General features: G+C 63.5%; 14 protein-coding genes. 2 read left to right on the top strand and 12 right to left on the bottom strand.

Annotated features, from left to right (window positions below):
• Positions 1–6: 6 nt before the first annotated feature.
• Complete coding sequence (gene uxaC / locus LB558_RS30105; RefSeq protein WP_263495452.1) at positions 7–1,419, bottom strand: glucuronate isomerase; 1,413 nt, start codon at positions 1,417–1,419, stop codon at positions 7–9.
• Between the two features lie 143 nt (positions 1,420–1,562).
• Here uxaC and LB558_RS30100 point away from each other — a divergent pair, with 143 nt between their 5' ends.
• Positions 1,563–3,083: a mannitol dehydrogenase family protein gene (locus LB558_RS30100; RefSeq protein WP_224700819.1), complete on the top strand. Its 1,521-nt coding sequence runs from the start codon at positions 1,563–1,565 to the stop codon at positions 3,081–3,083.
• A 54-nt stretch (positions 3,084–3,137) separates the two neighbouring features.
• Here LB558_RS30100 and LB558_RS30095 read toward each other — a convergent pair whose 3' ends face one another.
• The 8 genes from LB558_RS30095 to LB558_RS30060 form a co-directional block, all read right to left on the bottom strand.
• Positions 3,138–3,545 (bottom strand): F0F1 ATP synthase subunit epsilon, encoded by a 408-nt coding sequence (locus LB558_RS30095; RefSeq protein ID WP_183447452.1) that lies wholly within the window; start codon positions 3,543–3,545, stop codon positions 3,138–3,140.
• Positions 3,546–3,647: 102 nt separating this feature from the next.
• A complete protein-coding gene (gene atpD / locus LB558_RS30090) occupies positions 3,648–5,240 on the bottom strand; it encodes a F0F1 ATP synthase subunit beta (protein ID WP_224700818.1) in 1,593 nt (530 codons plus the stop codon).
• 70 nt (positions 5,241–5,310) lie between these two features.
• Positions 5,311–6,195 (bottom strand): F0F1 ATP synthase subunit gamma, encoded by an 885-nt coding sequence (locus LB558_RS30085; RefSeq protein WP_127261419.1) that lies wholly within the window; start codon positions 6,193–6,195, stop codon positions 5,311–5,313.
• Positions 6,196–6,226: 31 nt separating this feature from the next.
• Positions 6,227–7,756: a F0F1 ATP synthase subunit alpha gene (gene atpA / locus LB558_RS30080; protein WP_224700817.1), complete on the bottom strand. Its 1,530-nt coding sequence runs from the start codon at positions 7,754–7,756 to the stop codon at positions 6,227–6,229.
• A complete protein-coding gene (locus tag LB558_RS30075; protein WP_224700816.1) occupies positions 7,756–8,316 on the bottom strand; it encodes a F0F1 ATP synthase subunit delta in 561 nt (186 codons plus the stop codon). The genes atpA and LB558_RS30075 overlap by 1 nt, the downstream gene beginning before the upstream one ends.
• Positions 8,317–8,562: 246 nt before the next feature.
• A complete protein-coding gene (locus tag LB558_RS30070; protein WP_127294213.1) occupies positions 8,563–8,958 on the bottom strand; it encodes a DUF4345 family protein in 396 nt (131 codons plus the stop codon).
• A gap of 94 nt (positions 8,959–9,052) precedes the next feature.
• Complete coding sequence (locus tag LB558_RS30065) at positions 9,053–9,748, bottom strand: aspartate/glutamate racemase family protein (protein ID WP_224700815.1); 696 nt, start codon at positions 9,746–9,748, stop codon at positions 9,053–9,055.
• A 54-nt stretch (positions 9,749–9,802) separates the two neighbouring features.
• The gene (locus LB558_RS30060; protein WP_224700814.1) at positions 9,803–11,986 is read right to left on the bottom strand and encodes a primosomal protein N'; all 2,184 of its coding nucleotides are present in this window, start codon (positions 11,984–11,986) and stop codon (positions 9,803–9,805) included.
• Positions 11,987–12,076: 90 nt separating this feature from the next.
• On the opposite strand from LB558_RS30060, the gene fsa reads away from it, so the two are divergent.
• Positions 12,077–12,733 (top strand): fructose-6-phosphate aldolase, encoded by a 657-nt coding sequence (gene fsa / locus LB558_RS30055; RefSeq protein WP_224700813.1) that lies wholly within the window; start codon positions 12,077–12,079, stop codon positions 12,731–12,733.
• 88 nt (positions 12,734–12,821) lie between these two features.
• Here the strand turns inward: fsa and LB558_RS30050 are convergent, their stop codons facing one another.
• The 3 genes from LB558_RS30050 to leuS form a co-directional block, all read right to left on the bottom strand.
• Positions 12,822–15,518 (bottom strand): DNA translocase FtsK, encoded by a 2,697-nt coding sequence (locus LB558_RS30050; RefSeq protein WP_224700812.1) that lies wholly within the window; start codon positions 15,516–15,518, stop codon positions 12,822–12,824.
• Positions 15,519–15,794: 276 nt separating this feature from the next.
• Complete coding sequence (gene lptE, locus LB558_RS30045; RefSeq protein ID WP_023811749.1) at positions 15,795–16,373, bottom strand: LPS assembly lipoprotein LptE; 579 nt, start codon at positions 16,371–16,373, stop codon at positions 15,795–15,797.
• Positions 16,360–18,984 (bottom strand): leucine--tRNA ligase, encoded by a 2,625-nt coding sequence (leuS, locus tag LB558_RS30040; RefSeq protein ID WP_224700811.1) that lies wholly within the window; start codon positions 18,982–18,984, stop codon positions 16,360–16,362. Before leuS ends, lptE begins: the two co-directional genes overlap by 14 nt.
• Between the last annotated feature and the right edge of the window lie 19 nt (positions 18,985–19,003).

Here is a 19,003-nt window from a genome sequence, read left to right as displayed (position 1 = left end):
CCCGGCTCAGAGCCGGTACGCCTTCTTCGCAAGCGTGTAGGCAAGCTCCCGCGCCAACTCATGCGCCTCGTCCTCGCGCAGCCGATGCTCGGCCACGAGACGCGCGAGGAAGGCGCAGTCGACCCGGCGCGCCACATCGTGACGCGCCGGTATCGATGGAAAGGCGCGGGTGTCGTCGTTGAAGCCGACGGTGTTGTAGAAGCCGGCCGTCTCGGTGGTCATCTCGCGGAAACGCCGCATGCCTTCCGGGCTGTCGTGGAACCACCAGGCCGGCCCGAGCTTCAGCGCCGGGTAAACGCCGGCGAGCGGCGCCAGTTCGCGCGCATAACTGGTCTCGTCGAGCGTGAAGAGGATGATGGTCAGGTCGCGTTCCAATCCGACGCAGTCGAGCAGGGGCTTCAGCGCCGTCACATAATCGGTCCGGGTCGGGATATCGAAACCCTTGTCGCGGCCGAATTTCTGGAAAATCGCGGGCGAATGATTGCGCCAGGAGCCGGGATGGATCTGCAGCACCAACCCATCGTCAAGGCTCATCTTGGCCATCTCGGTCAGCATCTGGGCGCGGAACAGTTTTCGCTCGCGCTCGTCGTCGGAACCACGGCGAACCCGATTGAACAGCTCTTGCGCCGCCGCATCCGAAAGATTGGCGGTCTCGGCCGTCGGATGGCCATGGTCGGACGAGGTCGCGCCAAGGCTTTTGAAGAAGGCACGCCGCTGGCGATGCGCGTCGAGATAGCCTGCCCAGCTGCCGGTGTCGCAGCCGGTGATCTCGCCGAGCTGGCCGAGATTGGTTGAAAACCCTTCGAAATCAGGATCGACGACCGCATCCGGCCGGTAGGCGGTGACAACGCGGCCCTGCCAGCCGCTGTCGCGGATCATCTTGTGCCATCGGAGATCGTCGAGCGCGCCTTCCGTGGTCGCGATGACCTCGATGTTGAAGCGCTCGAACAGGGCGCGCGGGCGGAAATTCTCCCACTGCAGCAGCGTTGCGATGGTGTCGTAATGGCGGTCGGCGGTCGCGGCGGTCAGCGGTTCGTCGATGCCGAACAGATCGGCAAGAACGTGGTCGAACCACAGCCGGGTCGGTGTGCCCCGAAATAGATAATAGTGCTCGGCAAAGCGCCGCCAGATCGTCCGGCCGTCGGTTTCGACAGGCGCGCCGTCCAGCGTCGCAACGCCGAGATCCTCGAGGCGGACGCCTTGGCTGAACAGCATGCGGAAAATGTAGTGGTCCGGGACGATGAGCAGTTGCGCCGGATCCGGGAAAGGCTCGTTCAGCGCATACCAGCGCGGATCGGTGTGACCATGCGGGCTGACCAGGGGCAGGTCCTTGATCCCGGCGTAGAGGTCGCGGGCAACCGAGCGCGAATGCGCCTCGGCGGGAAACAGCAGATCCGCATTGGTCAGTGCCACGATCATCCTCCCAGGGCGGCTATCGGTAGGGGCGGCAAGAAATAATGTCAACATACAAAAATTAGATTGTTGTATGATGACTTTTCGACCCATTGTGTGGTGGGAAATCGAATGTTACGCCGCTTTGCCGATCCCTGCCGAGGCCACTCATGTCATCCGACCAGATCAGTCGCACCACGACGACCGAACGCCTTTCCACGAAGACGGCGCGCGCACTGCCGGCTTCGATCGCGACGCCTTCGTATGATCGCAGCCGCGTCGTTCCGGGCATCGTTCACCTTGGTGTCGGCGCTTTCCACCGCGCCCATCAGGCAGCCTATGTCGACGATTGCCTGGCGGCAGGCGAGGCGGATTGGGGCATAACAGGCGTTTCGCTGCGCAGCACCGACACGCGCGACGCTCTCACGCCGCAGGACGGGCTCTACACGCTGGCGATCAGAAGCAGTGGAACCGAAAAGCTTCAGGTCATCGGTTCGATCGGTGCGATGCTGGTGGCGCCGGAAGACCCCGGGGCGGTGCTGGCCACGCTGACCGATCCGCGCACCCGCATCGTCACGCTGACGATCACCGAAAAGGCCTATCTGAGGGCGGCGGGCGGCGGACTGGACACCGCCCATCCCGATATCGTCCATGATCTGGCCAATCCGCAGATGCCGAAGACAGCGCATGGTTTTCTGACCGAGGCGCTTGCCCGGCGACGCGCCGCCGGCACAGCGCCCTTCACTGTGCTGTGTTGCGATAATTTGCCGGCCAACGGCGCCACGCTGCACCGGCTGCTGACCGAATTCGCCGAATTGCGCGACGCCAGGCTCGCCCAACTTGGCAGTGCCGGGCTCGCCAGCCACATCGCCCATCAGGTCGCGTTTCCCTCCAGCATGGTCGACCGCATCGTGCCGGCAACCACCGATGCCGATCGAGCACGGGTCGCAGAAGAACTCGGCGTCGAGGATGCCTGGCCCGTCATGACCGAGCCGTTCTGCCAATGGGTGGTCGAGGACAAGTTCCCGACTGGCCGGCCCGCCTGGGAACAATTCGGCGTCACCATGGTTCGCGATGTCGGCCCGTTCGAGGACATGAAGCTCAGGCTGCTCAACGGCTCGCATTCGGCCATCGCCTATCTTGGCCTGCTCAGCGGTCATGCCACGGTCGACCGCGCCTTCGCCGACCCGGCGATCCGGCAATTCGTCGATGCCTTGTGGGCCGAAGCCATCCCCACCCTGCCCGAGGATGCCGGATTGGACACGAGCGCTTACACTGCGGAACTCGCGGAGCGTTTTTCCAACACAGCATTAGCCCATCGCACGGCGCAGATCGCCAATGACGGCAGCCAGAAACTGCCGCAGCGCATCGTCGCCTCCGCCATCGAATGCCTCGAAGCCGGTACCGAGCTGGTCCATCTAACCCTGGTGGTGGCTGCCTGGATCGCTGCCTGCGCCGCGCGAGGAAAAACCTTGCCGGAGGGGCATTTCACCGATCCACTCGATGCTGCGTTGACGGCACTTTTGAACCAACAGCTACCGGCCAACGAAACCGTGACGGCAGTGTTCAACCTCGCCGGTTTCGCCAGGGACCACGCCGAACGCCAGACGTTGATTGAACTTGTGGCCGTCCATCTCGTCCACTTGCGGCGCGATGGCCCGACACTGGCCTTCGCTGCTTTGGGTATATAGACAAAAAAAGCGAGGCTAGGCCCCGCTTTTTCATCACGTCATTTGAAGCAGACCTCAGGCCGGCAGGATGGCGCCTTCCAGCGTAGTGAGCTGGCTAAGGAACTGCTCCGCCTTGCTGCGCGCCTGATCGTCCTTGGCGTCCGCAGCGTCTTCCCTGGCTTCCTGGATGCGGCGCGCGAGATCGGCGCGGTCGACATCCTTGACCGCCACAGCCGATTCCGCCAGCAGCGTGCAGCCGGCCGGAACGATGTCGGCGAAGCCGCCGAACACCACATAGCGCTCTTCGCCGCCCGACGCGGTCTTCACCGTGACGACACCCGGCTTGATCGTGGTCATGACCGGAGCGTGATGCGCCATCACGGTCATCTCGCCTTCGGCGCCCGGAATGACGACGGATTCAACCTGCTCGGAAACAAGCAGGCGCTCCGGCGAGACCAGTTCGAACTTGAAAGCTTCAGCCATGATCAAATTAGCGAATAGCGAATAGCGAATGGCGAATAGTCAGAAGAAGAATTCGCCGGCCCTATTCCCTATTCGCTACTCCCTATTCGCTATTTCGCTTGATTACGCCGCTTCAGCCGCGAGGCGCTGTGCCTTCTCGACCGCTTCCTCGATGCCGCCGACCATGTAGAAGGCAGCTTCCGGAAGGTGATCATAGTCGCCGTTGCAGAGGCCCTTGAAGCCCTTGATGGTGTCGGCGAGGTCGACCAGCTTGCCCGGCGCGCCGGTGAACACTTCGGCGACGAAGAACGGCTGCGACAGGAAGCGCTCGATCTTGCGGGCGCGGGCCACGGTCTGCTTGTCCTCTTCCGACAGCTCGTCCATGCCCAGGATGGCGATGATGTCCTGCAGCGACTTGTAGCGCTGGAGGATCGACTGCACCTGGCGCGCGACGCCATAGTGCTCGTCGCCGACGACCAGCGGGTCGAGCATGCGCGAGGTCGAATCCAGCGGATCGACGGCCGGATAGATGCCCTTTTCGGCGATGGCGCGGTTCAGCGTCGTCGTCGCGTCAAGGTGGGCGAACGAGGTTGCCGGCGCCGGATCGGTCAGGTCGTCGGCTGGCACATAGATGGCCTGCACGGACGTGATCGAACCCTTGGTGGTGGTGGTGATGCGTTCCTGCAGCGCGCCCATGTCGGTGGCGAGCGTCGGCTGATAGCCCACGGCCGACGGGATACGGCCGAGCAGAGCCGACACTTCCGAACCCGCCTGCGTGAAGCGGAAGATGTTGTCGACGAAGAACAGCACGTCCTGGCCCTGGTCACGGAAATATTCCGCGACCGTCAGGCCGGTCAGGCCGACGCGGGCGCGGGCGCCCGGCGGCTCGTTCATCTGGCCATAGACGAGTGCGGCCTTGGAGCCTTCGCCGCCGCCCTTCTTGTTGACGCCGGATTCGATGAACTCGTGATAGAGATCGTTGCCTTCGCGGGTGCGCTCGCCGACGCCGGCGAACACCGAATAGCCGCCATGCGCCTTGGCGATGTTGTTGATCAGTTCCTGGATCAGCACGGTCTTGCCGACGCCGGCGCCGCCGAACAGGCCGATCTTGCCGCCCTTGGCGTAGGGAGCCAGCAGGTCCAGCACCTTTATGCCGGTGATCAGGATCTGTGCTTCCGTCGACTGCTCGACATAGGTCGGAGCCGGCTGGTGGATGGAGCGCATTTCGGTTGCGTCGACCGGGCCTTCTTCGTCGACCGGCTCGCCGATGACGTTGATGATGCGGCCGAGCATGCCCGGGCCGACCGGCACGGTGATCGGCGCGCCGGTGTCGCGCACTTCCTGACCGCGAACCAGACCTTCGGTCGAGTCCATGGCGATGCAGCGCACGGTGTTTTCACCCAGATGCTGGGCGACTTCGAGCACCAGTCGGTTGCCGACATTGATGGTCTCGAGCGCGTTCAGGATCGCCGGCAGGTGGTCGCCGAACTGCACGTCGACAACAGCGCCGATGACCTGGCGAACCTTGCCGACAACGCCGGTTGCCTTGCTGGCCACTGCCGATGTCTTGGCAGCCGCGGCCTTCGCCGGTGCTGCCGCCTTGGCCGGCGCCACCTTCGCGGCTGCTGCTGGAGCCTTTGCCGCCTTCGCGGGGGCTGCGGTCTTCGCGGCTGCTGCCTTGGGGGCCGCCGTCTTGGGGGTCGCTGCTTTCGCCATCGTCTTTACCCTTTTTCGTCCTTTGTTTCTCACGCGGTCCGGTCGCGGGTCGATGACCCGCGAACCGCGCCTAGAGCGCCTCGGCGCCCGAAATGATTTCGATCAGTTCCTTGGTGATCTGCGCCTGCCGCTGACGGTTGTAGGTGATCGACAGCTTGTTGATCATGTCGCCGGCGTTGCGCGTCGCATTGTCCATGGCGCTCATCTTGGCGCCCATTTCGCCGGCCACGTTTTCGAGCAGCGCCCGGAAAACCTGCACGGAGATGTTGCGCGGAATGAGGTCGGAGAGGATTTCGCCCGGCTCCGGCTCATACTCGTAGACGGCGTTACCGCCATCGATCGCCTCGGCCGGAGCCGAAGCAACGCCGGCCGGAATGATCTGCTGCGCAGTCGGGATCTGGCTGATCACCGACTTGAACTGCGAATAGAACAGCGTGCAGATGTCGAAGCCGCCCTCATTGAAGAGGTGGATGACCTTCTTGGCGATCGCATCGGCATTGACGAAGCCGAGTGTCTTGACCTCGCGCAGGTCGACGCGGTCGATGATCATCGATGCGTAGTCGCGGCGCAGGATGTCGAAACCCTTCTTGCCGACGCAGATGATCTTGACCTGCTTGCCGTCCGCCAAAAGCTTGCGGATATGGTCGCGGGCAAGGCGGGCGATCTGCGAATTGAAGCCGCCGCACAGGCCGCGCTCGGCGGTGCAGACGACGAGCAGGTGCACGTCGTCCTTGCCGGTGCCGGTCATCAGCGCCGGAGCATCGCCACCGCCGCCGATCGCCTGGGTGATGTTGGCCAGAACGGAACCCATGCGCTCCGAATAGGGGCGCGCCGCTTCCGCGGCCTCTTGCGCACGGCGCAGCTTCGCCGCGGCGACCATCTGCATCGCCTTGGTGATCTTCTGCGTCGCCTTGACCGAGGCGATACGGTTACGAAGGTCTTTTAATGAAGGCATGCTTCAAACCTGATCCCGTCTTGCAATTCGCTCAGGCGAAGGTCTTGGCGAAAGCGTCGATCTCGGCCTTCAGCTTGGCGCGCAGATCGTCCGACAGCGCCTTTTCCTTGCGGATGGCGTCGAGAACGTCCTTGCCGGCCGAACGCATGTGGCTGAGCAGGCCATGCTCGAACTTGCCGACCTGGTTGACCGGCAGCTTGTCGAGATAGCCGTTGACGCCGGCAAAGATCACCGCGACCTGCTCTTCCGTCTTCAGCGGCGAGAACTGCGGCTGTTTCAGGAGTTCGGTCAGGCGCGATCCGCGGTTGAGCAGGCGCTGCGTGGCGGCGTCGAGATCCGAGCCGAACTGCGCGAAGGCCGCCATTTCGCGGTACTGCGCGAGCTCGCCCTTGATCGAGCCGGCAACCTGCTTCATCGCCTTGATCTGCGCGGCCGAACCGACGCGGCTGACCGACAGGCCGACGTTCACCGCAGGACGAATGCCCTGGAAGAACAGGTTGGTTTCGAGGAAGATCTGGCCATCGGTGATCGAGATCACGTTGGTCGGGATGTAGGCCGACACGTCGTTGGCCTGCGTCTCGATGATCGGCAAAGCAGTCAGCGAACCGCCGCCCAGGTCGTCGTTGAGCTTGGCGGCGCGCTCGAGCAGACGCGAGTGGAGATAGAAGACGTCGCCCGGATAGGCTTCGCGGCCCGGCGGGCGGCGCAGCAGCAGCGACATCTGGCGATAGGCGACGGCCTGCTTCGACAGATCGTCATAGCTGATCAGCGCGTGCATGCCGTTGTCGCGGAAATATTCGCCCATGGTGGCGCCGGCGAACGGCGCCAGGAACTGCATCGGCGCCGGGTCGGAAGCGGTGGCGGCAACGATGATCGAGTATTCGAGCGCGCCGCGCTCTTCCAGCACCTTGACGAACTGCGCGACGGTCGAGCGCTTCTGGCCGACGGCGACGTAGACGCAGTAGAGCTTTTCCTTCTCGGGGCCGTTATCGTGCACCGACTTCTGGTTGAGCATCGTGTCGAGGATGATGGCGGTCTTGCCGGTCTGACGATCGCCGATGACCAGCTCGCGCTGGCCGCGGCCGACCGGGATCAGCGCATCGATGGCCTTGAGGCCGGTCGACATCGGCTCGTTGACCGACTTGCGCGGGATGATGCCGGGCGCCTTGACGTCGACGCGCTTGCGTTCGATCGCCTTGATCGGACCCTTGCCGTCGATCGGATTGCCGAGCGCATCGACAACGCGGCCGAGCAGGCCGGGGCCGACGGGGACGTCGACGATGGCGCCGGTGCGCTTGACGAGGTCGCCTTCCTTGATGTCGCGGTCGGCGCCGAAGATGACGACGCCGACATTGTCGGCTTCGAGGTTGAGCGCCATGCCGCGGATGCCGCCGGGGAATTCGACCATCTCGCCGGCCTGGACATTGTCGAGGCCATAGACACGGGCGATACCGTCACCGACGGATAGCACCTGTCCGACTTCGGAGACCTCGGCCTCCTTGCCGAAATTCTTGATCTGGTCTTTCAGAATTGCGGAAATTTCCGCGGCGCGGATGTCCATCAGCCGACCTCTTTCAGTGCAAGCTTGAGCGAATTGAGTTTGGTTTTGAGCGACGTATCGATCTGGCGCGAGCCCATCTTGACCACCAGCCCGCCGAGCAGCGACGGATCGACGGTGACGGAGATGGCCACGTCCTTACCGGCAACGCTCTTCAGCGCCGCCTTGAGTTCGGTCTGCTGGGCAGCCGTCAGCTCGTGAGCCGACGTCACTTCAGCAGCGGTCTCGCCACGATGTTCGGCTGATATCTGGCGGAACGCCCTGATCATGCCGGGAATGGCGAACAGTCGGCGGTTGCGGGCGACGACGCGCAGGAAATTGCCCGTGAGGCCGGCAATCCCGGCCTTGTCGGCGATTGCCGCGATGGCCTTGGCCTGGTCCTCACTGGAGAACACCGGGCTGTTGATCAGCCGGGTGAGATCAGCGCTGCCCGCGAGCATCGCTTCGAAACTGTCGAGGTCGGCTTCGACCTTGGCCACGGAATTTGCCTGCAGGGCGAGTTCGAACAGCGAACCCGCATAGCGTTCTGCGACACCTGAGATTGGCGATGACGATTGAGCCACGGACCGTCTTTTCTCTTGTCTGACAGGCCGTAGATTGTTGGCGCGAGCAAAAACTCTGGCTAAATCTTTGACCTTACTGCATTTTTTCGAGCACGGAGGCGCGGCTTCCGCTATCCCCGGCCGAAAGTCGATTGCCGTCTAGCACAGGCATTTTAAGACCGCAATGCGTCGTTCCGCATGGTTTTCAGGCACTATTGTCGCATCCGGTGAAAGTCACCCGTCTTCCATCGCGGAATACCCAACGATTCAAGGCAGAAAGCCGAAGGCAAAGGCGAGCGGTAACGCCGCCAGCACCAATTCCACCACAATGGAAACCCAATTGAAAGGCGTGTTGGCGCCATCCGACATCATCGACAGCAGCCGGCCGAAGGCGGTGAACAACCAGGAAAAGCCGAGCGCCATGTAGATCAGCGGCTGCGCCAGCAGGATACAGCACAGGCCGACACCGAGATAGAAGCCCGACATCCTGCCGCGCCCCTCGGCGATCGCCGCGGCCTTCTCTGGCTTGACCTGCAAGCGCAGGGCACGGAAGGCGAGGTTAGGTGCCAGAAAAAACAAAAGACCGAGCAGCACGGTGACGACGGCGCTCGACCAGGCCAGCCATTCGCCCTGGCTCGTCGGCCATGGAAGCGCAAAATCCATCTTGTCCCCTCGAAATGCCTGTTTGAAATTCTAGGCATTCTAACGGAGGAAAGCCCCCGCGCCAGATGGGTCCAGGTACTTTAGGCAACGCGCATCAACCGAGCGCGAATTCCACAGCCGCCTCGGCATGAATGCGCGTTGTGTCGAAGACCGGGATGTCGAAATCCTGCTGGCCGATGAGCATGGTGATCTCGGTGCAGCCCATGATGACGCTGTCGGCCGCCTCTTCGCGGCGCAGGCGCTCGGTCTCGGCGATGTAGGCCGCCTTTGAAGTCTCCTTGACGATGCCCTGGCACAACTCGTCGTAGATGACGCGATGGACCATGTCGCGCCCGGCATCATCGGGTACGACAGGGTTTAAGCCAAATTTGTCGGCGAGTCGGCCCTTGTAGAAATCCTGCTCCATGGTGAAGCGCGTCGCCAGCAGCGCCGGACGCTGCATGCCGGCGCGCTTGACCGCAACCGCGGTGGCATCGGCTATGTGGATCAGCGGGATCGACACCGACGCCTGCACCCGATCGGCCAGTTTGTGCATGGTGTTGGTGCACAGAAGCAGACCTTCCGCGCCGCCGGCCTCAAGTTTGCGCGCCGCTTCGACGAGAAGCATGCCGGCACCGTCCCAGTCGCCGTGATGCTGCCGCTCTGCGATCTCAGCAAAGTCGAACGACCACAGCAGCAGTTTCGCCGAATGCAGCCCGCCCAGCCGCTCGCGCACGATCTCGTTGAGCAGGCGGTAGTAGATGGCGGTCGATTCCCAGCTCATGCCGCCCAGAAGGCCAAGGGTTTTCATGTCATTTTCCATATCTCGCTGGATTCCAGGCAACCTATCGCTGAAAGCGTAACCTTACAAAAAGCTCTGCGGGTCGATGTCGACCTGCACCCGGACCGAACCGCGCTGTTTCGGCCCGTTGGCCAGCATGGCGCGGATGAAAGTTTGCATGTCCGCACGCCGTTCGCCCTGGATAAGCAGGCGGAAGCGGTGGCGGCCGCCGAGCAAGGACAGCGGCGCCTCCGCAGGCCCCAGCACGAACAGATCGCTGGCCTCCGGCGCGGCGCGGCGCAGGCCGCGTGCATGGCCTTCGGCTTCCGCCCGTGTCACCGCACTGACGATGACGCCGGCGAGCCGGCCGAAGGGCGGCAACGCCGCCCGTTCGCGCTCGGCAATCTCGCGCTCATAAAAAGCCTCGGCGTCGCCGGAGACGATCGCCCGCATCACCGGGTGGTCGGGCTGAAAAGTCTGCAGCAGCCCAAGGCTCTTCTTGCCCGTGCGGCCAGCTCGGCCGGTGACCTGGCTGAGCAACTGGAAGGTGCGCTCGGCGGCACGCGGATCGCCATTGGCAAGTCCGAGATCGGCGTCGACGACGCCGACCAACGTCATGTTCGGGAAATTGTGACCCTTGGCGACAAGCTGCGTGCCGATGACGATGTCGGCCTCGCCATCGGCGATCGCCTCCAGCTCCAGCCGCAGCCGCCGCACACCGCCCATCAGGTCGGACGACAAGACGATGGTGCGCGCGTCGGGAAAATGCGTGACGACCTCTTCGGCGATGCGCTCGACACCTGGCCCGCAGGCGACCAGATGATCGAGCGTGCCGCATTCCGGGCAGGCTTCGGGGCGGCGCTCATTGTGCCCGCAATGATGGCAGACCAGCTGGCCGCGAAACCGGTGCTCGACCAGCCAGGCCGAGCAGATCGGGCAGCCGAAGCGATGACCACAAACCCGGCACAGCGTCAGAGGCGCATAGCCGCGCCGGTTGAGGAACAGCAGCGACTGCTCCTTCCTCTCCAGCGTCTGGCGCATCTGGTCGAGCAGCACCGGCGACAGGAAACCGCCGCGCGCCGGCGGCGCGCGCCGCATGTCGACCGCCTTCAGATGCGGAAGCGCCGCTTCGGCGAAGCGAGCGGAAAGCACCGCTCTGTTATATTTACCTTGGCTGGCATTGACCCGGCTTTCGACCGACGGCGTCGCTGACGCCAGCACCACGGGGAAGCTGCCGATATGGCCGCGCACCACCGCCATATCGCGCGCATTGTAGAAGACGCGGTCCTCCTGCTTGTAGGCAGGGTCGTGCTCCTCATCGACGACGATAAGGCCGAGCTCCTTGAATGGCAGGAACAGCGCCGAGCGCGCGCCGGCGACGACCCGCACGCCGCCTTCCGCCACTTGCCGCCAAACCCGCTCGCGCATCCGCGGCGGCAGGTCGGAATGCCATTCGCCCGGCTTGGCGCCGAAGCGCTGGTGGAAGCGCTCGAGAAAGGCATGCGTCAGCGCGATTTCCGGCAACAGGATCAGCACCTGCCTGCCCTGGTCGAGCGCCGCCGCCACCGCCTCGAAATAGACCTCGGTCTTACCTGATCCGGTGACGCCGTCGAGCAGCGCGACGTTGAACACGCCGGCTGCGACATTGGCGCGCAGCATCTGCGCCGCGGCGCTCTGGTCCGGCATCAGTTCCGGAATGGCGTAGCCGGGATCGGGCGCGGCCACCACCGGGCGCGGCGGGATCATCACCGTCTCGAACACGCCTTGCGCCCTCAGGCCGTCGATCACCGTCGACGACACGCCGGCGGCGTGAGCGAGGCCGGAGCGCGTCCAGGCAAGGCCGCCTTCGGCCGTCTCCAGCACGCGCTGCCTGGCGCCCGTCATCCGGTCGGGTGCGAGAAGCGTGCGCTGCAAACCCTCGATCCACGGTTCGGGGTCGAAAGCCTCCGGCGCCCTGAGCAGCATGCGCGCCACCATGCCCGGCGGCGACAGCGTGTACTGCGCCACCCAGTCGACGAAACGGCGCATAGCGCGGTCGATGGGCGGGCAGTCGAAGACCTGTTCGATGGGGCGCAGCTTTTTCGCGTCGACCTTCTCGACCGCGCCATCCCAGACGATGCCGGCGACCTGGCGCGGCCCGAGCGGCACGCGCACGATCGAGCCCGGCACCACGCGCATGCTGGCCGGCACGGCATAGGTGTAGGGGCGTTCGGCGGGCATCGGCACCAGCACCGGTGCGGCTGCGACAAAGGGCGAATCTTCGATCATGAGGCGTGACCTTGCCCTGACTTTGGTCTAGATCAAAGGCCGACCCCGAATGTGCATGACATGCACATGAAAATCTTCAGGAGACCCGCCATGAAATTTTTTGTCGACACCGCCGACGTCAAGGATATCCGTGAGCTGAACGATCTGGGGCTGCTCGACGGCGTAACCACCAATCCGTCGCTGATCCTCAAATCCGGCGGCAAGATCGCCGACGTCACCAAAGAGATTTGCGACATCGTCAAGGGTCCGGTTTCAGCTGAAGTCACCGCCACCGAATATTCCGAGATGATGCAGCAGGCCAAGGCTCTGGCCAAGATCGCCGACAATGTCTGCATCAAGGTGCCGCTGACGCTGGACGGCCTCAAGGCCTGCAAGACGATCCGCACCGAGATGAACCGCCTGGTCAACGTCACGCTGTGCTTTTCGGCCAACCAGGCGCTTCTGGCGGCCAAGGCCGGCGCCTCGTTCATCTCGCCCTTCGTCGGTCGCATCGACGACATCGGTATCGACGGCATGGAGCTGATCCAGGAGATCAGGCAGATCTACGACAATTACGATTTCCAGACCGAGATTCTGGTCGCTTCGGTGCGGACCGTGAACCACGTCAAGCAGGCGGCGCTCATCGGCGCCGATGTTGTGACCGCGCCGCCAGCGACGCTGAAGGCACTGGTCAAGCACCCGCTGACCGACAAGGGCCTGGAACAGTTCCTCGCCGACTGGGCCAAGACCGGCCAGAAGATCGGCTGAGAATGGCGATCGGCTGAAGCCAATTCGCTTGTGATGAAAAAGGCCGGGCAACCGGCCTTTTTCATGTGCGCTCCAAGCAGACTGCCGCTCAATCCGCGCCGTCATCCTCAGGCGCGCTCGCCGGCAGGCGCCGGCCCATGATGATTTCGCGTTTGCCGACATGGTTGGGTGTGCCGACCAAGCCTTCCTTTTCCATACGCTCGACCAGGGACGCTGCGCGGTTGTAGCCGATGCCGAGGCGGCGCTGGATGTAGGAAGTCGAGCACTTCTTGTCGCGCACCACCACCTTGACCGCCTCGTCGTAGATGGCATCGCTGTCTTCGGCTGCGACGGATCCCTTGTCGAAGACCGCGCCCTGGTCGTCTTCGATTTCGTCCTCGTCTTCGTCGGCCGTCACGGTTTCCAGATATTCAGGGCGGCCCTGCGCCTTGAGATGCGCGACCACATGCTCGACCTCGGCGTCGGAAACAAACGGCCCGTGCACACGCGAAATGCGCCCGCCACCCATCATGTGCAGCATGTCGCCCTGGCCGAGCAGCTGTTCAGCGCCCTGCTCGCCCAGGATGGTGCGGCTGTCGATCTTGGATGTCACCTGGAAGGAAATCCGGGTCGGGAAGTTGGCCTTGATCGTGCCCGTGATGACATCGACCGAGGGGCGCTGCGTTGCCATGATCAGGTGAATGCCGGCAGCCCGCGCCATCTGCGCCAGCCGCTGGATCGCGCCTTCGATCTCCTTGCCGGCGACCATCATCAGGTCGGCCATCTCGTCGACGATGACGACGATGTAGGGCATCGGCGCAAGGTCGATTTCCTGCTGCTCGAAAAGCGGCTCGCCGGTGCCCTTTTCGAAGCCGGTCTGCACGGTCATGACAACCGTCTCGCCCTTGTCGCGGGCTTGGGCGGCGCGCTCGTTGTAGCCGTCGATGTTGCGCACACCGAGCCGCGCCATCTTGCGATACCGGTCCTCCATTTCGCGTACCGCCCATTTGAGCGCGGTGACGGCTTTCTTGGGGTCCGTGACGACGGGCGTCAGAAGATGCGGGATGCCGTCATAGACGGAGAGTTCGAGCATTTTGGGATCGACCATGATCAGCCGGCATTCTTCCGGCTTCAGCCGATAGAGCAACGACAGGATCATGGTGTTGATGGCGACCGACTTGCCGGAGCCAGTGGTTCCGGCCACGAGCAGATGCGGCATCTTCGCCAGCTCGGCGATGACCGGCTCACCCCCGATCGTCTTGCCCAAGCAAAGCGCCAGCTTGCAACTGGTCTTGCGAAAACCCTCCGATTCGATCAGCTCACGGAAATAGACGGTTTCGCGCGTCTCGTTCGGCAGCTCGATGCCGATGACGTTGCGGCCGGGCACGACGGCAACGCGCGCCGAAATCGCAGACATGGAGCGGGCGATATCGTCGGCAAGCCCGATGACGCGAGAGGATTTGACGCCCGGCGCCGGCTCGAACTCATAAAGCGTGACGACCGGGCCTGGGCGAACATGAATGATCTCGCCGCGCACACCGAAATCTTCGAGCACGCTTTCCAACAGATCGGCGTTCTGCTCCAGCCGCTCCTGCGACATGTAGAAGCCTTGTCCCTCCGGTGGCTGCTGCAACAGCTCTTCCGAGGGAAGCTCATAGGGATCGCCCGCGGTTGACAGCACGACCTTTCCAGCCGCAGGCAAGCGTGCAGAGCGGGCGGCGAGGGCCTTGGCAGGAACGTTCACACTTGGCGCCGCCGACGCGGAAACGGCGTCGCTTTTGGCGGCTGGAATTGCGACAGGCTGGACCGGCGACGGCGCGTTGCTCGCCGGCACTTCAGGTTGGGCGACGGCCTGGTTCGAATTGGCCGGCCAAACATCCGGCAACGGCTTCAAGGCCTGGCCCGGAAGGCAGTCGATGACGCGAAACAATGCGGTGGCATCGATCCCTGCCGTCGGGCGGATGTCGATCGGCATAGCGGTGACTGGCGCCACGACGAGCGGTGCCGGCGACGCTGGACCGATCTGCCGGGCCGGGGACGAAACGTCGACCAGATAGGGTGCCATAGCCTCGAAAAAGGCATGATCCGAAAGATGTGGCCAGCGCAGCCTTTCGGAAGTGGTCGTTTTGGCGCCCGGAGCAACGGACGCACGCGCGGATGCCCGTCCCGTTGCGACCGTCCTCGGCGGCACCGGCGCAACGACTGGCACCTTCTCCCTGGCGCGCTCCGGGGGGACAAAAGCAGCAGCCGGCGGCAATGGCCCTTGCGTGGCGCGGCCGGCTAGCGACTGGGAAGCAGGGCTTTTCACCGATGCCGGCAATGCCAGGAGCGAGGGCGCGGAGGACGCCTCATCGACCATGGGTTGCGCGACTGCTTGCTGCGTTGGGAGCGCGTCTGCTCCGCCTTGCTCGACAACACGCTCGTTCTGCGGACGATTCTTCTTGCTCTCATAATCTGGTGTGCGGGTAAAACGCACATTGGGGGCGAGGAAGAAGTATTCTTGCCAGGCAGGGCTTTCGATATCGCCGCCTTTCGAGGGCGCGTTGCCCGCCTCTGCGCTACCCCTGGGCTCCAAATAGGGCCGCCTGTTGCCGCCGAGATCGACAACCGGGGCGGAATAGCTCGCCTGGTGTGTGCCGGGCTGCCGGCCATGCAGTTCCTTGTGCGCCGGACGATCAAGAGCGCCCGTCGCGGCTGAAGAAATTCGCTGACCGCCCGCGCTGCTGCCGTCGAAACGCTTCCCCTCGGGATCATCGGGCGATGCTGCCGTCGACAAATTGATCCGGGAAAAACGCTTGGCTTCCATTCTCAAGACTCACTCTGAAATGTCTGCCGAGCAATAGGGAGCGAGTGGTTAACAGTTGCTTCCCGGATGGGTCGCCGACGATCCTGAGCGCCAAAATCTTCGTGACAGTCTGCGAGCGTCGTTGTCTCGCCGCACCCACCCCGGTGGCGCGATCTGCTCGCTGCGCCGTAGCAGGTCGATGTGTATCTTCGGACAATCTCTGCCCGGGAATCTGGTCATGATCCCACGATCATCCCATCATGCCTGGGGCGCCAGACCGTTCCGTGAAGCGGTGCGCTAGCCCGTCTTGCCGTGCCGGACAAGGTCCTGGGCAATGGACAGCTGCAATGCTTCCGCCAACTCTCGCGCAGCGCGATTCTCGGCGTCGATCTGCGCCCGGTATGCGGCGAATTCCTGACGCGGCCTGTCGAAGGACGAGGTGATCGAACGCTTGCCGGATGCGATCACCACGCCGGTCTTCGCATCGGCCAGCGTATAGCTGCCGGTCAGCGTCACGGAACCGGCGGTCGGTTCGTCTTCGTCGGTTCCGACCTGCACAAGTGCCGCGGACTCGACCGCTTCGGTCACGCCGAGATTGAGCGAATAGGCCGGCGATGCCGGCTCGCCGGCGCCTCGTCCAAACCCGAAAATGAGATTGTTGCGCACCTGTTGGCCGTAACGCGTATTGACCGGCTTGATGCCGATCAACGCCAGTTCGGCACTGGCACTGGCCTGCGAACCCGACAGTGGCGCGCTCGAATAGAGCGGCCGCACCGTGCAGGCCGAGACAAGCGCTAGCGAACCTATCAGGCCAGCAAGCGCTATGCGGCGCAGCAAATGGCTCAACTCTGTCTTTTCCCGATCAGGCAACGACATTGACGATCCTCTGCGGCACGATGATCACCTTGCGCGGAGCCTTCCCTTCGAGTGCTTTCTGCACGAAGTCGAGAGCCAATACCGCTTTTTCGACCGCACCTTGGTCCGCGTCGCGGGCAATTGTCAAATCCCCCCGCTTCTTGCCGTTGACCTGCACCGGATAGGTGACTTCGTTGTCGACGACCAGCGCCGGATCGAAGATCGGCCAGGGCCGTTCGGCGACGAGATCGGTGCCGCCGAGCGTTGCCCAGCACTCCTCGGCCAGATGCGGCATGACCGGCGCGATCAGATGCACGAGGATCTCCACAGCCTGCCGGCAGGCGCCTTTCAGCGCTGCATCGGCCTTGCCTTCGGCCACCTCGTTGAGCGGCGTGGTCAGCGCGTTGGCCAGTTCGTAGATGCGGGCGATGGCGCGGTTGAAAGCGAGCTTCTCGATATCTTCGCCGACCGCCTTCAGGATCTTGTGCGCGGCCTTGGAAATCACCGCGGCCTCACCGCTGCCAGCCGCCGCGGGCTCGACGCCCGCCAGCGTCTCAGCCGCTGTCGACACCAGGCGCCAGATACGCTGGATGAAGCGATGCGCGCCGGCGGCGCCATCGTCGGTCCATTCGACATCGCGCTCGGGCGGCGAATCCGACAGCATGAACCAGCGCGCCGTATCGGCGCCGTAGCCATCTGTGATGTCTTCCGGGCTCACCGTGTTCTTCTTCGATTTCGACATCTTTTCCAGGGGACCGATGGTGACGGCCTCGCCGGTGGCGATGTCGATGGCGCTGCGCTTGCCGTCGACATCCTCCAGCCGAACCTCGGTGGGCGCCAGCCAGCGGCCGTTCGATGCCGAGCCGACTCGATAGGTTTCGTGCACCACCATGCCTTGCGTGAACAGGCCCTTGAACGGCTCGGCCAGATCGACATGGCCGGCCTCGCGCATGGCGCGGGTGAAGAAGCGCGAGTAGAGCAGATGCAGGATCGCGTGCTCGATTCCGCCAATATATTGGTCGACCGGCAGCCATTCGTTGGCCGCCTTGGGATCGGTCGGTTCATGCGCCCACGGCGCGGTGAAGCGGGCAAAATACCACGACGAATCGACGAACGTATCCATCGTGTCGGTTTCGCGCCGCGCATCCCTGCCGCATTGCGGACATTTCACATGGCGCCATGTCGGATGCCGGTCGAGCGGATTGCCTGGCCGGTCAAAATCGACATCGTCGGGCAGCTTGACTGGCAGGTCGGCCTTCGGCACCGGCACCACGCCGCAAGCCTCGCAATGGATCATCGGGATAGGGCAGCCCCAGTAGCGCTGGCGCGAAATGCCCCAGTCGCGCAGGCGGAAATTCACCTTGCGCTCGGCCATCGGCCGGTTGCCGATCGTCTTCTGCTCCAGCAGTTTGGCGACCTCGTCGAAAGCCTGATCCGGCTTCATGCCGTCGAGAAAGCGCGAATTGATCATCACGCCGTCATCGACATAGGCTTCATCGATGATCTGGAACGTCGCCGGATTCTCGCCTTCCGGCATCACCACCGGAATCACCGGTAGGCCGTATTTGTTGGCGAAGTCGAGGTCGCGCTGGTCGCCGGATGGGCAGCCGAAAATGGCGCCGGTGCCGTATTCCATCAGCACGAAATTGGCGACATAGACAGGCAGCGTCCAGTTGTCGTCAAACGGATGGACGACGCGGATGCCGGTGTCAAAACCCTTCTTCTCAGCTGTCTCCAGCGCCGCCACCGAGGTGCCCATATGGCCGATATCCTCGATGAACTTCGCCAGCGCCGGATTGTGCGCAGCGGCCTTCTTGGCCAACGGATGATCGGCGGCGACTGCCATGAAGGAAGCGCCGAAGATGGTGTCGGGCCTTGTCGTATAGACTTCCAGCTCATGCTCGCCATCAGAGGCGTCGGCCAGAGGCCAGCGGATCAGCAGGCCTTCCGAGCGGCCGATCCAGTTCTGCTGCATCAGCTTCACTTTTTCCGGCCATTCGTCGAGGCCATCGAGCGAATCCAGCAGATCCTGGGCGAAGTCGGTGATCTTGAAGAACCACTGCGTCAGTTCGCGCTGTTCGACCAGTGCGCCCGAGCGCCAGCCGCGCCCGTCGATGACCTGCTCGTTGGCAAGCACCGTTATGTCCTCCGGATCCCAGTTGACCTTGGAGGATTTGCGCGTCACCAGCCCCTTCTCGACAAAGTCGAGGAACAGCATCTGCTGGCGGTGGTAGTAATCGACGTCACAGGTGGCGAATTCGCGCGCCCAGTCCAGCGACAGCCCCATGACCTTGAGCTGCTCGCGCATGGTGGCGATGTTCTGGTAGGTCCATTCCTTGGGGTGGACCTTGTTCTGCATCGCCGCGTTTTCGGCCGGCATGCCGAAGGCGTCCCAGCCCATCGGGTGCAGCACGTTGAAGCCCTTGGCCCGCTTGTAGCGCGCCACCACGTCGCCCATCGTATAGTTGCGGGTGTGGCCGATATGGATGCGCCCCGACGGATAAGGGAACATCTCGAGCACGTAGTATTTCGGGCGCGGATCGTCATTATGCGCTTCGAACAGCTTCTTGGCGTCCCAGGCCTTCTGCCATTTGGGCTCTGACGCGCGCGGATTGTATCGTTCGGTTGCCATGGGACGTTTTTCACTTAAA

This window comes from Mesorhizobium sp. CO1-1-8, assembly GCF_020164875.1.
GTDB lineage: Bacteria > Pseudomonadota > Alphaproteobacteria > Rhizobiales > Rhizobiaceae > Mesorhizobium.
The sequence above is the reverse complement of the archived record's forward strand: the minus strand, read 5'-3'. Positions and strand labels throughout refer to the sequence as shown.

What these genes read in the sequence shown, in the direction of transcription:
- fsa (WP_224700813.1), top strand. Translation starts at nt 12,077, where the DNA reads ATGAAATTTTTTGTCGACACCGCCGACGTCAAGGATATCCGTGAGCTG.
- LB558_RS30060 (WP_224700814.1), bottom strand. Translation starts at nt 11,986, where the DNA reads ATGATCGAAGATTCGCCCTTTGTCGCAGCCGCACCGGTGCTGGTGCCG.
- LB558_RS30065 (WP_224700815.1), bottom strand. Translation starts at nt 9,748, where the DNA reads ATGAAAACCCTTGGCCTTCTGGGCGGCATGAGCTGGGAATCGACCGCC.
- atpD (WP_224700818.1), bottom strand. Translation starts at nt 5,240, where the DNA reads ATGGCGAAAGCAGCGACCCCCAAGACGGCGGCCCCCAAGGCAGCAGCC.
- LB558_RS30050 (WP_224700812.1), bottom strand. Translation starts at nt 15,518, where the DNA reads ATGGAAGCCAAGCGTTTTTCCCGGATCAATTTGTCGACGGCAGCATCG.
- atpA (WP_224700817.1), bottom strand. Translation starts at nt 7,756, where the DNA reads ATGGACATCCGCGCCGCGGAAATTTCCGCAATTCTGAAAGACCAGATC.
- lptE (WP_023811749.1), bottom strand. Translation starts at nt 16,373, where the DNA reads ATGTCGTTGCCTGATCGGGAAAAGACAGAGTTGAGCCATTTGCTGCGC.
- leuS (WP_224700811.1), bottom strand. Translation starts at nt 18,984, where the DNA reads ATGGCAACCGAACGATACAATCCGCGCGCGTCAGAGCCCAAATGGCAG.
- LB558_RS30095 (WP_183447452.1), bottom strand. Translation starts at nt 3,545, where the DNA reads ATGGCTGAAGCTTTCAAGTTCGAACTGGTCTCGCCGGAGCGCCTGCTT.
- LB558_RS30070 (WP_127294213.1), bottom strand. Translation starts at nt 8,958, where the DNA reads ATGGATTTTGCGCTTCCATGGCCGACGAGCCAGGGCGAATGGCTGGCC.
- LB558_RS30100 (WP_224700819.1), top strand. Translation starts at nt 1,563, where the DNA reads ATGTCATCCGACCAGATCAGTCGCACCACGACGACCGAACGCCTTTCC.
- uxaC (WP_263495452.1), bottom strand. Translation starts at nt 1,419, where the DNA reads ATGATCGTGGCACTGACCAATGCGGATCTGCTGTTTCCCGCCGAGGCG.
- LB558_RS30085 (WP_127261419.1), bottom strand. Translation starts at nt 6,195, where the DNA reads ATGCCTTCATTAAAAGACCTTCGTAACCGTATCGCCTCGGTCAAGGCG.